Annotated in this window: 9 protein-coding genes; 8 read left to right on the forward strand and 1 reads right to left on the reverse strand. The window is 70.9% G+C overall.

The window, feature by feature from the left end:
* Positions 1 to 2,458: DEAD/DEAH box helicase (locus EBH09_RS19865; RefSeq protein ID WP_193776414.1), on the reverse strand; the 2,458-nt coding region annotated here is incomplete at its 3' end.
* Between the two features lie 83 nt (positions 2,459 to 2,541).
* On the opposite strand from EBH09_RS19865, the gene bldG reads away from it, so the two are divergent.
* The 8 genes from bldG to tmk all read left to right on the forward strand — a co-directional run.
* Entirely contained in the window at positions 2,542 to 2,883 is a 342-nt protein-coding gene (bldG, locus tag EBH09_RS19870) for an anti-sigma factor antagonist BldG (RefSeq protein WP_003975386.1), read from the forward strand.
* A gap of 106 nt (positions 2,884 to 2,989) precedes the next feature.
* Positions 2,990 to 3,421, forward strand: a complete 432-nt coding sequence (locus EBH09_RS19875; protein WP_121748316.1) for an ATP-binding protein — start codon at positions 2,990 to 2,992, stop codon at positions 3,419 to 3,421.
* A 336-nt stretch (positions 3,422 to 3,757) separates the two neighbouring features.
* Complete coding sequence (locus tag EBH09_RS19880; RefSeq protein ID WP_121748317.1) at positions 3,758 to 6,163, forward strand: sodium-translocating pyrophosphatase; 2,406 nt, start codon at positions 3,758 to 3,760, stop codon at positions 6,161 to 6,163.
* 206 nt (positions 6,164 to 6,369) lie between these two features.
* Positions 6,370 to 6,960, forward strand: coding sequence for a small secreted protein (locus EBH09_RS19885; RefSeq protein ID WP_121748318.1), 591 nt, complete (start codon positions 6,370 to 6,372; stop codon positions 6,958 to 6,960).
* Positions 6,961 to 7,009: 49 nt separating this feature from the next.
* Positions 7,010 to 8,527 (forward strand): class I SAM-dependent methyltransferase, encoded by a 1,518-nt coding sequence (locus EBH09_RS19890; protein WP_121748319.1) that lies wholly within the window; start codon positions 7,010 to 7,012, stop codon positions 8,525 to 8,527.
* 166 nt (positions 8,528 to 8,693) lie between these two features.
* Positions 8,694 to 8,891, forward strand: a complete 198-nt coding sequence (locus EBH09_RS19895; protein ID WP_121748320.1) for a hypothetical protein — start codon at positions 8,694 to 8,696, stop codon at positions 8,889 to 8,891.
* A gap of 270 nt (positions 8,892 to 9,161) precedes the next feature.
* Positions 9,162 to 12,017 carry a type I DNA topoisomerase gene (gene topA, locus EBH09_RS19900; protein ID WP_121748321.1) on the forward strand — a complete coding sequence of 952 codons (2,856 nt, stop codon included), beginning with the start codon at positions 9,162 to 9,164 and terminating at the stop codon, positions 12,015 to 12,017.
* A 158-nt stretch (positions 12,018 to 12,175) separates the two neighbouring features.
* Positions 12,176 to 14,487 (forward strand): dTMP kinase (tmk, locus tag EBH09_RS19905; RefSeq protein ID WP_121748322.1); only part of this gene is annotated, 2,312 nt, incomplete at its 3' end.

Consider the following 14,487-nt stretch of genomic DNA (forward strand, 5'->3'; position numbering starts at 1 on the left):
CCGCCTCCCCCTCCGCGGCTCCCCGCAGCAGCACCGTGAGGAGCCGTACGGCCCCCCGCTTGTGCAGTGGCTCGTTGCCGTTGCCGCACTTGGGGGACTGGATGCAGGACGGGCAGCCGGCGTCGCACTCGCAGGAGGCGATGGCCTCCCGGGTGGCGGTGAGCCACTCGCGGGCGGTGTGGAAGGCGCGCTCGGCGAAGCCCGCGCCGCCGGGGTGGCCGTCGTAGACGAAGACCGTCGGGAGGAGCGTGTCGGGGTGCAGGGGGACCGACACGCCGCCGATGTCCCAGCGGTCGCAGGTCGCGAAGAGGGGCAGCATGCCGATCGAGGCGTGCTCGGCGGCGTGCAGGGCTCCGCCGAGGATCTCCGGGTTGATCCGGGCAGCGTCCAGCTGGTCCTCGGTGACCGTCCACCACACGGCGCGGGTGCGCAGCGTCCGAGGAGGGAGGTCGAGCTTCGTCTCACCCAGGACCTCGCCGGTGATGAGGCGCCGGCGCAGGAAGGAGACCACTTGGTTGGTGACCTCGACGGAGCCGTAGCACAGGCGCCCGTCGCCCCAGGGGACCTCGATGTCGGTCTCCAGGACCGAGATCGCCGTCGTGTCGCGGGCGACCGTCGAGTATGCGGGTGTGGCCTCCTCGACCAGCGCGACGGAGTCCTCCAGATCCAGGGAGCGGACGAGATACGTGCGGCCCTGGTGGAGGTGCACGGCGCCCTCGTGGACCGTCGTGTGGGCGGCGCCGGCGTCCACCGTGCCCAGCAGCCGGCCCGTCCCGGCCTCGACGACCTGGACCGGCCGCCCGCCCTCCCCGCGGATGTCGGTCAGGTCGGCGGCCCTCTCCCGACGCGTCCAGTGCCAGGCCCGCGTCCGGCGGCGCAGCAGCCTGGCCGCCTCCAGCTGGGGAAGCAACTCCTCGCAGGCGGGGCCGAACAGCGTCAGGTCGTCGTCGGTCAGGGGCAGTTCGGCCGCCGCCGCGCACAGGTGGGGGGCGAGTACGTACGGGTTGTCGGGGTCGAGGACCGTGGACTCCACGGGCTGGTCGAACAGGGCCTCGGGGTGGTGGACGAGGAAGGTGTCCAGCGGATCGTCGCGGGCCACCAGCACCGCGAGGGCTCCCTGCCCGGACCGCCCCGCCCGGCCCGCCTGCTGCCACAGCGACGCCCGGGTGCCCGGGTAGCCGGCGATCACCACGGCGTCCAGGCCGGAGATGTCGAGGCCGAGTTCCAGGGCGTTCGTCGCCGCGAGGCCGAGGAGTTCACCGGAGTGCAGGGCACGTTCCAGGGCGCGACGTTCCTCGGGGAGGTAGCCGCCGCGGTACGCCGCCACGCGCCGGGGCAGCGAGCGGTCGACCTCGGCCAGACGTTCCTTGGCGATCACCGAGATCAGCTCGGCGCCACGCCGGGAGCGTACGAAGGTGATGGAGCGCATCCCCTGCACGGTGAGGTCGGTGAGCAGGTCGGCGGCCTCGGCGGTGGCCGTGCGGCGGACCGGCGCGCCCTTCTCGCCCTCCAGCTCGGTCAGCGGCGGTTCCCAGAGGGCGAACACCAGTTCACCGCGCGGTGAGGCGTCGTCGGCGACCTCGACCACCGGCAGCCCGGTGAGCCGGCGGGCCGCCACCGAGGGCTCGGCGGCGGTGGCCGAGGCGAGCAGGAAGACGGGCGACGCGCCGTAGCGCGCACACAGTCGGCGCAGTCTGCGCAGCACCTGGGCGACATGGGAGCCGAAGACACCGCGGTAGGTGTGGCACTCGTCGATGACGACGTACTTCAGGGACTTCAGGAAGGAGGACCAGCGGGGGTGGGACGGCAGGATGCCCCGGTGCAGCATGTCCGGGTTGGTCAGGACGTAGGTGCCGTACTGGCGGATCCACTCGCGTTCCTCGAACGGCGTGTCGCCGTCGTAGACCGCGGTCCGCACGGATGTGCCCAGAGGGTGTGAGAGTTCCTTCACGGACCGGCACTGGTCGGCGGCCAGCGCCTTGGTCGGAGCCAGGTAGAGGGCGGTGGCGCCACGCCCGTTGGGGGCCTCGGATCCGTCCAGGAGCGTCGACAGCACCGGCACCAGATACGCCAGGGACTTGCCGGACGCGGTGCCCGTGGCGACGACCACGGAGTCGCCGTCCAGGGCGTGCTCGGCCACGCGTGCCTGGTGGGCCCAGGGGTGTTCGATGCCCGCGGCCCGCACCGCCGCGAGGACCTCCGGTCGAATCCGGTCCGGCCAGACGGCATGACGGCCCGCACGCGGGGGCAAGTGCTCCGTATGAGTGATGCGCGCAGCCCGGCTCGGCCCCGCCGCGAGCCGGTCCAGGAGCATGCCCGGTTCCGGCCTGGAGCCGGGCTCCGCCGGGGGTCGATCGGATCGGTGATTCTTGGCCATCGGCACCGAGTCTGTCACCGGCGTGACGGACAATGGGACCAAGGCGTCGTGCACGCCTGCCGGTAAGTGATTGAATGCCATCGCGGCTGGCGAACCGTCCTGGGGGCTTCAAGCCGAGGTGTCCCGAAGGGCGACCCGCTCGATAGCAAGGTGCTGGAGGATCCGTGGACCTGTCCCTGTCGACCCGTACCGTCGGCGATCGTACGGTCGTCGAGGTCGGTGGCGAAATTGACGTATACACCGCGCCCAAGCTGCGAGAGCAGCTGGTCGAGCTCGTGAACGACGGGAGTTTCCACCTCGTCGTCGACATGGAGGGCGTGGACTTCCTCGACTCCACCGGGCTCGGCGTGCTGGTCGGCGGACTGAAGCGGGTGCGTGCCCATGAGGGCTCGCTGCGCCTGGTCTGCAACCAGGAGCGCATTCTCAAGATCTTCCGTATCACCGGCCTCACCAAGGTGTTCCCCATTCACACCTCGGTCGAGGAAGCGGTGGCGGCCACCGACTGACGACCGGTTCCGGGCCCCCGGGCCCGGGACGCAAGAGAACAAGGGGGGTCCGGGCTGTCGGCGGCCCGGACCCTCGAAAGCACGCCCGTAGTTCCGAGGGGGATGCATGGCCACCGTTGAACTCCGCTTCAGCGCGCTGCCCGAGCATGTCCGCACCGCCCGTCTGGTGGCGGCGGCGGTGGCACGCAGGGCCGGAGTGGACGAGGCCGTCCTCGACGAGGTCAGGCTCGCCGTCGGCGAGGCCTGCACCCGGGCTGTGGGTCTGCATCAGCACGTCGGCATCACGGCGCCGGTCAAGGTGTCGCTGATCGAGGAGGAGAAGCAGTTCTCCATCGAGGTCGGCGACGAGGCGCCGCACGCGGTACCCGGGGCCGGAAACCCGGGCACCGCCGCCGACGCACTGGAAGCCGAGGAGGACGAGATGGGTCTCGCGGTCATCAGCGGACTCGTCGACGACGTGGAGGTCACGGCCGGCGAGGACGGCGGACTGATCCGCATGACCTGGCCGACCGCGCCGGCGGTGCTGCCGCCGCTCTGACACCCACTTCCGTCACCCGAGGTCACCCGCCTCACCCGTTTCACCCGAAGGGCCCTACCTCGTAGGGCCCTTTGTCATGTGCGGAAGCCGAGGTCCACGCATACAGTGGTGCCGAGCGGGCGTTAAGTGAATTCATTCACGATCAGTCGTGCGATCATTCGTGCGATCAACCGCGCGGAAAAAGGATCACAGTGTTAATGCCGGAAGGGCATTACTACTTCCGGGCCCCGTGTGGTTGACAGGCTAATTCCTTTTGTCGTGCACTGTTTTGATCAGGTTCCGGTACCTACAATCCCGTCCACATCTTGAGCTCAGCCCAAGCGTCAAGGAGGACGAATGGCGGAGCTTTCCACCCCTCATCAGTTGGGCGATACCTCGACCATCGCAGCCGCCGTGCTGACCGACTCGAACCGCGCCCTGGTCGCGGTCATCGCGGTCGTCGCGCTGGCCGCGCTGGTGCTCGCGGGTGTCCTGGTGCGCCAGGTACTCGCGGCGGGCGAGGGAACCGACAGCATGAAAAAGATCGCGGCGGCCATCCAGGAAGGCGCGAACGCCTATCTGGCCAGGCAGCTTCGCACGCTCGGCGTATTCGCCGGCGTCGTGTTCTTTCTGCTCATGCTGCTGCCCGCGGACGACTGGAATCAACGGGCCGGACGTTCGATCTTCTTCCTGATCGGCGCGGCGTTCTCGGCGGCCACCGGCTATATCGGCATGTGGCTCGCCGTACGCAGCAATGTGCGCGTCGCCGCGGCGGCGCGGGAAGCGACACCGGCCCCCGGCGAACCGGAAAAGGACCTCACCCTCGTCTCGCACAAAGCTACGAAGATCGCATTTCGCACGGGCGGCGTGGTCGGCATGTTCACGGTGGGGCTCGGCCTGCTGGGCGCCTGCTGCGTGGTGCTGGTGTACGCGGCCGACGCGCCGAAGGTGCTGGAGGGCTTCGGCCTCGGTGCCGCGCTGATCGCGATGTTCATGCGAGTCGGCGGCGGCATCTTCACCAAGGCCGCCGACGTCGGCGCCGACCTGGTCGGCAAGGTCGAGAAGGGCATTCCGGAGGACGATCCGCGCAATGCCGCGACCATCGCCGACAACGTGGGCGACAACGTCGGCGACTGCGCGGGCATGGCGGCCGACCTCTTCGAGTCGTACGCCGTCACCCTGGTGGCCGCGCTGATCCTCGGCAAGGTGGCCTTCGGCGACGCGGGACTGGCGTTCCCGCTGCTGGTGCCGGCGATCGGCGTGATCACGGCCATGATCGGCATCTTCGCGGTGGCGCCCCGGCGGTCCGACCGCAGCGGCATGAGCGCGATCAACCGGGGCTTCTTCATCTCCGCGGTGATCTCGCTGGTGCTGGTGGCGGTGGCCGTCTTCGTCTACCTGCCCGGGAAGTACTCGGAACTGGACGGCGTCACCGACGCGGCGATCGCCGGCCGGGACGGCGACCCGCGGATCCTCGCGCTCGTCGCGGTGGCGATCGGCATCGTGCTCGCCGCCCTGATCCAGCAGCTCACCGGCTACTTCACCGAGACCACCCGGCGCCCCGTCAGGGACATCGGCAAGAGCTCGCTCACGGGGCCCGCCACCGTCGTTCTCGCCGGTATCTCCCTCGGTCTCGAATCCGCCGTCTACACCGCCCTGTTGATCGGCCTCGGCGTCTACGGGGCCTTCCTGCTCGGCGGTACGTCGATCATGCTGGCCCTGTTCGCGGTGGCGCTGGCCGGCACCGGCCTGCTCACCACGGTCGGTGTGATCGTCGCCATGGACACCTTCGGGCCGGTCTCCGACAACGCGCAGGGCATCGCCGAGATGTCCGGCGACGTCGAGGGTGCCGGCGCCCAGGTGCTCACCGACCTCGACGCGGTCGGCAACACCACCAAGGCCATCACCAAGGGCATCGCCATCGCCACCGCCGTCCTCGCGGCGGCGGCCCTGTTCGGGTCGTACCGCGACGCCATCACCACCGGCGCGGCTGACGTGGGCGAGAAACTCAGCGGCGAGGGAGCGCCGATGACCCTGATGATGGACATCTCGCAGCCCAACAACCTGGTCGGGCTCATCGCGGGCGCGGCGGTCGTCTTCCTCTTCTCGGGGCTGGCGATCAACGCGGTGTCGCGTTCGGCGGGCGCGGTGGTCTACGAGGTGCGGCGGCAGTTCCGGGAGCGTCCCGGAATCATGGACTACACCGAGAAACCGGAGTACGGCAAGGTCGTCGACATCTGCACCAGGGACGCCCTGCGGGAACTCGCCACGCCCGGGCTGCTCGCCGTGATGGCGCCCATCTTCATCGGGTTCACGCTCGGTGTGGGAGCGCTCGGAGCGTTCCTGGCCGGCGCGATCGGCGCGGGCACGCTGATGGCGGTGTTCCTCGCCAACTCCGGTGGTTCCTGGGACAACGCCAAGAAACTCGTCGAGGACGGTCACCACGGCGGCAAGGGCAGCGAGGCGCATGCCGCCACCGTCATCGGCGACACCGTCGGCGACCCGTTCAAGGACACCGCGGGCCCGGCGATCAACCCGTTGCTGAAGGTCATGAACCTGGTGGCGCTGCTCATCGCGCCGGCGGTCATCAAGTTCTCCTACGGCGCCGACAAGAGCATCGGCGTACGGGTCGCGATCGCCGTCCTCGCGTTCGTGGTCATCGCCGCGGCGGTCTACGTGTCGAAGCGGCGCGGAATCGCCATGGGTGACGAGGACGACACCGATCAGGAGCCCAAATCGGCCGATCCGGCGGTGGTTTCGTAGGTCCCGGCCGGGAGCCCTGTCACAGGCGCAGGTCAAGGAGTGGGCGGACGACGCGTATTGACGCGTCGTCCGCCCGCGTCGTGCGCGCGTGCGCCCCTCACCGTGAGCCTTCTCTCTCTTGGTGCAAATGGCTGCAATACGGTCTTAATGGATGTTCGTCCTGCGAGTGTCCCCCATCCGGCGTGTATGTTCCGGGGCCGAGAGCCATGGAAGGGACCAATCCGGTGAACAAGAAGCTCGCGGCCGCACTGTCCGGCGGTGCGGTACTGGTACTGGCGCTGACGGGATGCAGCAGCAGCGACGACAACGACAAGCTGGACTCCTGGGCCAAGGAGGTCTGCGACGCCGTGCAGCCGCAGGCCAGGAAGATCGAGGCGGCCAACGCGGCGATCCAGAAGGAGACCTCGGACAACAGCACGCCGGCGGAGGTCCAGAAGACCGACGCGAAGGCGTTCCAGGACATGTCCGACGCCTACAAGGCCATGGGCAGCGCCGTCCAGAAGGCCGGGGCTCCGGACGTCGACGAGGGCGAGAAGAAGCAGAAGGACGCGGTCACCGAGCTCAACGGCCTCTCCTCGTCGTACGCCTCTCTGCGCAAGCAGGTGGAGGACCTCGACACCAAGGACCAGGCGAAGTTCGCCGACGGCCTCAAGGACATCGCCACCGAGCTGAACAAGCTCAGCAAGAGCGGCAACGACGCCCTGAAGACCCTTGAGGAGGGCGACGTCGGCCAGGCGATGGCCAAGCAGGAGAGCTGCAAGTCGGCCTCGGTGACGCCGTCGGCCGCGGCCGGCTGACCTCTGCCGCACGGGGGCGGGGCGGAGGACGCGGGGCCACAATGGGGGTGTGAGTAACGCCAGCCTGTCCCCCCTGCCCTCCGCCGACCGCCCCGACGTCACCGCACGGTTGCGGGACGCCCTGCTCGGGGCCTCCTTCACCGCCGACGGACTGCTGGAGCTGCTCGGCGCCCCCGCCTACGCGGCGCTGTCGCGCAGCGAGACCGTGCCCGCGCTGCGGGCCACCCGCGGCGACACGCCGCTCGAACTGCTCGTACGGCTGTTCCTGCTCCAGCAACCCGTGCTCCACGCGCGCGTGGCCGACGTCCTGCCCGTCGACGCCTGCCTGGAGAGCGGGTGGCTCGTCCGCGCGGGCGACGACGAGGTGGCGGCGACCGTGGACGTACGGCCGTACGGCGGGCCCGGCGGCGAGGACTGGTTCATCGTCTCCGACCTGGGCTGCGCGGTCGGTGGCGCCGGTGGCATCGGCAACCGCGCCGAGGGCGTCGTCCTCGGCGTCGGCGGCGCCTCCATGACGCTGGCCGGCCTCACCGTCCGTACGCCCGTCTCCGCCGCCCTCGACCTCGGTACCGGCTCCGGCATCCAGGCCCTGCACGCCGCCCGGCACGCCACGCGTGTGACGGCGACCGACCTCAACCCGCGCGCGCTGCACATCACCGCGCTCACGCTCGCCCTGTCCGGCGCCCCGGCCGCCGAACTGCGCGAGGGCTCGCTCTACGAGCCGATCGAGGACGACGAGACGTACGACCTGATCGTCTCCAACCCGCCGTTCGTGATCTCGCCGGGCGCCCGCCTCACCTACCGCGACGGCGGAATGGGCGGGGACGATCTGTGCCGCTCGCTCGTTCAGCAGACGGGGGAGCGCCTGAACGAGGGCGGGTTCGCGCACTTCCTCGCCAACTGGCAGCACGTGGAGGGGGAGGACTGGACGGACCGGCTGCGCTCCTGGGTGCCGCGCGGCTGCGACGCCTGGATCGTGCAGCGCGAGGTGCAGGACGTCACGCAGTACGCCGAGCTGTGGCTCAGGGACGCGGGCGACCACCGCGCCGACGCGGCCGAGTACCAGGCGCGGTACGACGCGTGGCTGGACGAGTTCGAGACGCGGAAGGTCAAGGCCGTCGGCTTCGGCTGGATCACCCTGCGCCGGACCGGGTCCGCCGAGCCCTCGATCGTCGCCGAGGAGTGGCCGCACCCGATCGAGCAGCCGCTCGGCGAGACGGTGCGCGCGCACTTCGACCGCGTCGACTACCTGCGCGCCCATGACGACGCAGCCCTCCTCGAGGCGCATTTCACACTGGCCGGCGAGGTCGTCCAGGAGCAGGTCGGGCTGCCCGGCGCCGAGGACCCGGAGCACGTCGTCCTGCGCCAGAACCGCGGCATGCGCCGGGCCACCCGGGTCGACACGGTCGGCGCCGGTTTCGCGGGCGTCTGCGACGGGACCATGAGCGCGGGCCGCATCCTGGACGCCATCGCCCAGCTGGTGGGCGAGGACCCGGTGGCGTTGCGCGACCGCACGCCCGCCCAGATCCGGCTGCTGGTGGAGCAGGGCTTCCTCGAACCGGCGTAGAGACGCGTCGGCGGAGGGGCGCCGTACGGGAGAAACGAGCCACGGGCCGGGGCTCACCGAGTCCGTCGGCTCCCCGTTCACCTGGGGTTCGCCTGCCCGCCGCCCGTGCGTGACAGCCTCCCGGAGGCTGGACACTCGCGGGTTGGAGAAAAGGGGCACGGGGACCATGGAGAGCGGGCCGGCGATCTTCGCGGGAATGGTGTTCGCCCTGTTCGGGGCCGGTCTGCTGGTGTGGACCGCGACGCGGGTCCGGCACGGCCGGCCTGTCGCGCACGGTGTGAACCCCGTCGCATCGGCGACCGTCGCGAGCGCCGCCGCCGTGGTCGCGCTGATCCTCGGGGCATGGTGTCTGACGCACGTGTGAGGGGCCGGTTCCGGCCCCCGGCCGCACCCCCGCCCCAGTAATCGGGGGATCGCCCTCCGGATACACGCATCAGGGCCGGTAAACACTCCGGTCGGCAGGAACAGGGTTCGTCGGGTTACCGTTCGAGTGGCCGTTGCGGGCTTTTCCCGTTTGACACGGGGGCGGGAGGTACCGTCACACTCCGCAGCGTCACGACCGAAGCGCAGCACGACCCGACCCCGGGAGCACTGCCTGGGGACGCCCCAGCGTCGACCGGAGAGAAGAGCGAAGTTGTCCCCGACCAGCGAGACCGCGAACGGCGGCCGCCGACTCGTCATCGTCGAGTCGCCTGCCAAGGCGAAGACGATCAAGGGCTATCTCGGCCCTGGCTACGTCGTCGAGGCGAGCGTCGGGCACATCCGCGACCTTCCCAGCGGCGCCGCGGAGGTGCCCGAGAAGTACACCGGCGAGGTCCGCCGCCTCGGTGTGGACGTCGAACACGACTTCCAGCCGATCTATGTGGTCAACGCCGACAAGAAGGCCCAGGTCAAGAAGCTCAAGGACCTGCTGAAGGACTCCGACGAGCTCTTCCTCGCCACCGATGAGGACCGCGAGGGCGAGGCCATCGCCTGGCACCTCCAGGAAGTCCTCAAGCCGAAGATCCCAGTCAAGCGCATGGTGTTCCACGAGATCACCAAGGACGCGATCCGCGCCGCCGTCGCCAACCCGCGCGAGCTGAACCAGAAGCTCGTCGACGCCCAGGAGACCCGCCGCATCCTCGACCGCCTCTACGGCTACGAGGTCTCGCCGGTCCTGTGGAAGAAGGTCATGCCGAAGCTCTCGGCGGGCCGCGTCCAGTCCGTCGCCACCCGCCTCGTCGTCGAGCGGGAACGCGAGCGCATCGCGTTCCGTTCCGCCGAGTACTGGGACCTGACGGGCACCTTCGCGACCGGCCGCGCCGGAGACGCCTCCGACCCGTCGTCGCTGGTCGCCCGCCTCCAGACCGTCGACGGACGGCGCGTCGCGCAGGGCCGCGACTTCGACTCCCTGGGGCAGATCAAGAGCGCGAACACCCTCCATCTCGACGAGGCGAACGCCCGCGCGCTCGCCGCCGCCCTGGAGAACACGCGCTTCGCCGTCCGCTCCGTCGAGTCAAAGCCGTACCGCCGCTCGCCGTACGCCCCGTTCCGCACGACGACGCTGCAGCAGGAGGCTTCGAGGAAGCTCGGCTTCGGCGCCAAGGCGACCATGCAGATCGCCCAGAAGCTGTACGAGAACGGCTACATCACCTACATGCGTACGGACTCGACGACCCTGAGCGACACGGCGGTCTCCGCCGCCCGCGCCCAGGTCACGCAGCTGTACGGCGCCGACTACCTGCCCGCCCAGCCGCGTACGTACGCCGGCAAGGTCAAGAACGCGCAGGAGGCGCACGAGGCGATCCGCCCCTCCGGCGACCGCTTCCGCACCCCCGCCGAGACCGGTCTGACCGGCGACCAGTTCAAGCTCTACGAGCTGATCTGGAAGCGGACCGTCGCCTCCCAGATGAAGGACGCGACCGGCAACAGCGTCACCGTGAAGATCGGTGGCGCGGCCTCCGACGGCCGGGACGTCGAGTTCAGCGCCTCCGGCAAGACGATCACCTTCCACGGCTTCCTGAAGGCCTACGTCGAGGGTGCCGACGACCCGAACGCCGAGCTGGACGACCGCGAGCGCCGGCTGCCGCAGGTCGCCCAGGGCGACGCGCTGACGGCCGAGGAGATCACGGTCGACGGCCACGCGACCAAGCCCCCGGCCCGCTACACCGAGGCGTCGCTGGTCAAGGAGCTGGAAGAGCGCGAGATCGGCCGCCCGTCGACGTACGCGTCGATCATCGGCACGATCCTGGACCGCGGCTACGTCTTCAAGAAGGGCACGGCCCTGGTCCCGTCCTTCCTGTCCTTCGCCGTGGTCAACCTCCTGGAGAAGCACTTCGGGCGGCTCGTCGACTACGACTTCACCGCCAAGATGGAGGACGACCTCGACGCCATCGCCCGCGGCGAGGCCCAGGCGGTGCCGTGGCTGCGGCGCTTCTACTTCGGAGAGGGCGCGGGAAGCGGCGGCGCGGCCGACGCCGGCAACGGCGACGGTGACCACCTCGGCGGCCTCAAGGAGCTGGTGACCGACCTCGGCGCGATCGACGCGCGCGAGGTGTCGTCCTTCCCCGTCGGCAACGACATCGTGCTGCGCGTCGGGCGCTACGGCCCGTACATCGAGCGCGGCGAGAAGGACTCCGAGAACCACCAGCGCGCCGACGTCCCCGAGGACCTGGCGCCGGACGAGCTGTCCGTCGAGCTGGCGGAGGAACTGCTCGCCAAGCCGAGCGGCGACTTCGAGCTGGGCACCGACCCGGCCACCGGCCACGCCATCGTCGCCAAGGACGGCCGCTACGGCCCCTACGTCACCGAGGTGCTCCCCGAGGGCACCCCGAAGACCGGCAAGAACGCCGTGAAGCCGCGTACGGCCTCGCTGTTCAAGTCGATGGCGCTGGACACGGTCACCCTGGACGACGCCCTCAAGCTCATGTCGCTGCCGCGTGTCGTCGGCACGGACGCCGAGGGCGTCGAGATCACCGCGCAGAACGGCCGCTACGGCCCGTACCTGAAGAAGGGCACGGACTCGCGGTCCCTCACCTCCGAGGAGCAGCTCTTCACCATCACGCTGGAGGAGGCGCTGGCGATCTACGCCCAGCCCAAGCAGCGTGGCCGGGCCGCGGCCAAGCCGCCGCTGAAGGAGCTGGGCACCGACCCGGTCAGCGAGAAGCCGGTCGTGGTCAAGGACGGCCGCTTCGGCGCGTACGTCACCGACGGCGAGACCAACGCGACCCTGCGCTCCGGCGACAGCGTCGAGGAGATCACGCCGGAGCGCGGCTACGAGCTGCTCGCCGAGAAGCGGGCCAAGGGGCCCGCCAAGAAGACGGCGAAGAAGTCCGCCGCGAAGAAGGCCCCGGCCAAGAAGGCGACGGCGAAGAAGACCGCGGCCAAGAAGACGGCTGCGGCCAAGACGACGGCCGCGAAGAAGACCACGGCCAAGACCGCCACCAAGAAGACGGCCACCACCAAAACGGCCACCAAGAAGGCGACCGCGTCGAGCACTTCGGAGGACTGACCTCCTCTCCTCGACGCTTCGCGGACTCTTCCCCGGAGTCTCCCGCAGTCTTCCGCGCTCTTCGCGAAACGAACGCCCCGGCATCATTTCGGTGTCGGGGCGTGCGTACGTTCGGCCGGGCTCGCCGGACTGTCGCCGCCGACCGATAGGCTGAACGCATGACGCGAGCCGAGCAGCCAACGGCCCCTCACCCCGCCCCGGACGACGCCCTGGTCGCGGACTCCCGCGAGCGCGCCGTCCGCGCCCTGCTGCGCCGCCCGCAGCTGAGGCGGTTGTGGAGCGCACAGCTCGTGGGGGGTGTCGGCGACATCCTCGCCCTCCTGGTGCTGGTCCTCCTCGCCGTCCAGGCCGCCATCGGCGCGGGCTCGTTCGGCGGCGGGTACCGGGGCGTGGCGTTCGCAGTGGCGACCGTTTTCGGCGTACGCATCCTGGCGACGCTGCTCTTCGGTGCCGTACTTCTGGGGCCCCTCACCTCACTCACCTCGCACGACGGTCCGCTCGACCGCCGCTGGACCATGGTCGGCGCCGACGGGCTGCGGGCCGCGCTGCTGATCGTCGCGCCCCTGTGGATCGACTGGACGCCGGACGACGCGCTCGCCGTCCTCCTGGTGACCGTTTTTGTCACCGGCGTCGCCGAGCGCTTCTGGACGGTGTGCCGGGAGAGCGCGGCGCCCGCCCTGCTGCCCGCCCCTCCCCCGGAGGGCGCGACGATACGACCGCTGCCCGACCACATGGACGCGCTGCGCCGCCTGTCGCTGCGTACGGGCTTCGTGGCGGTCCCGCTGGCCGGTGCCGTGCTGGTCGTCGCGGGGCTCTTCAACAACCTGCTGGGCGCCGGTGTCGACTGGTTCGCCGAGCACCAGGCGGCGCTCGGTTCGTACGTCGCGGCCGGGCTGTTCGCCGCCTCCCTGTCCGTGGTGACCTTCCTGGAGCTGCCCGGCGTCCGTACCCCGCGCGCGCGGTCGCCACTGGAGGGCATGCGCCGTCCGAAGAGCGAGTCGGGCGTCGACAGGGGCCGCACCGGCGCCCTCCCGCTGCTGGTGCTCGCCTGCGCGGCGGTCGCCGCTGTGGTGGCCGCGGCGGTCGCCGTGGCGGTGCTGCACGCCAAGGACCTCGGCGGTGGCCCCGTTCTGTACGGGCTGATGGTGGGCGCGCTGACCGGCGGTGTCGTCGTCGGCATCCGCACGGCCCCCGCCCTGCTGCCCTCCCTGTCCCGTCGGCGGCTGCTGGCCCTGGCGATCGCCTTCGCCGGCGTCGCCCTGCTGGCCGCCGGCCTCGTTCCGGACGACACCACCGTGCTGCTGCTCCTCGCGCTGGCCGGAGTCGGCGCGGGCGTCGCGGCCAACACCGGGCACACGCTGCTCGACCAGGAGACCGAGGACCACCGCCGGACGCGCACGACCGAGCACCTGCACGCGGTCGTCCGGGTCTATGTGGCGCTCGGCGCGGTCGTCGCGCCCGTGGTGGCGGCGGCGATCGGACCGCACCGCCTGGAGAACGGCAAGTTCGTCTTCGCGCACGGCGGCGCCGCGTTCGTCCTGATGCTGGTCGGCGCGCTGCTGCTGCCGGTGGCCGCGCTGGTGCTGGCCAAGGTCGACGACCGTTCCGGCGTGCCGCTGCGGCACGACCTGCGGGACGCGCTGCTCGGCGGCGACGACCCCCTGCCGACGCCCGCGACCAGCGGCTTCTTCATCGCCCTGGAGGGTGGCGACGGTGCGGGGAAGTCCACCCAGGCCGAGGCACTCGCCGAGTGGATCAGGAGCAAGGGGCACGAGGTCGTGCTGACGCGCGAGCCAGGGGCGACCCCGGTGGGCAAGCGCCTGCGGTCCATCCTGCTGGACGTCTCCAGTGCCGGTCTGTCGCACCGCGCGGAGGCGCTGCTGTACGCCGCCGACCGCGCGGAGCACGTCGACACCGTGGTCCGGCCCGCCCTGGAGCGCGGTGCCGTGGTCATCTCCGACCGGTACATCGACTCCTCGGTGGCCTACCAGGGCGCCGGCCGCGACCTGTCCCCGACCGAGATCGCCCGCATCAACCGCTGGGCGACCGACGGGCTCGTTCCGCACCTGACCGTCCTGCTGGACGTCGCGCCGGAGGCCGCGCGTGAGCGGTTCACCGAGGCGCCGGACCGGCTGGAGTCGGAGCCCGCCGAGTTCCACGCGCGCGTGCGCTCCGGTTTCCTGACCCTGGCCGCGGCCGACCCCGGTCGCTACCTCGTCGTGGACGCCGGCCAGGAGCCCGAGGCCGTCACCACCGTCGTACGCCACCGGCTCGACCAGGTGCTGCCGCTTTCCGAGGCAGAGATCAAGGCTCGGGAGGAGGCGCGCCGCAAGGCCGAGGAGGAAGCACGCCGCAAGGCCGAGGAAGAGGCCGCGCGAAAGGCCGAGGAGGAGCGCCTGGAGCGCGAGCGCCTCGAACAGCTGGAGCGGCTGCGCGCCGAGGAGGAGGAGCGCAAGCGGCGCGAGCTGGA

Source organism: Streptomyces sp. E2N166 (assembly GCF_003671715.1).
GTDB lineage: Bacteria > Actinomycetota > Actinomycetes > Streptomycetales > Streptomycetaceae > Streptomyces > Streptomyces thinghirensis.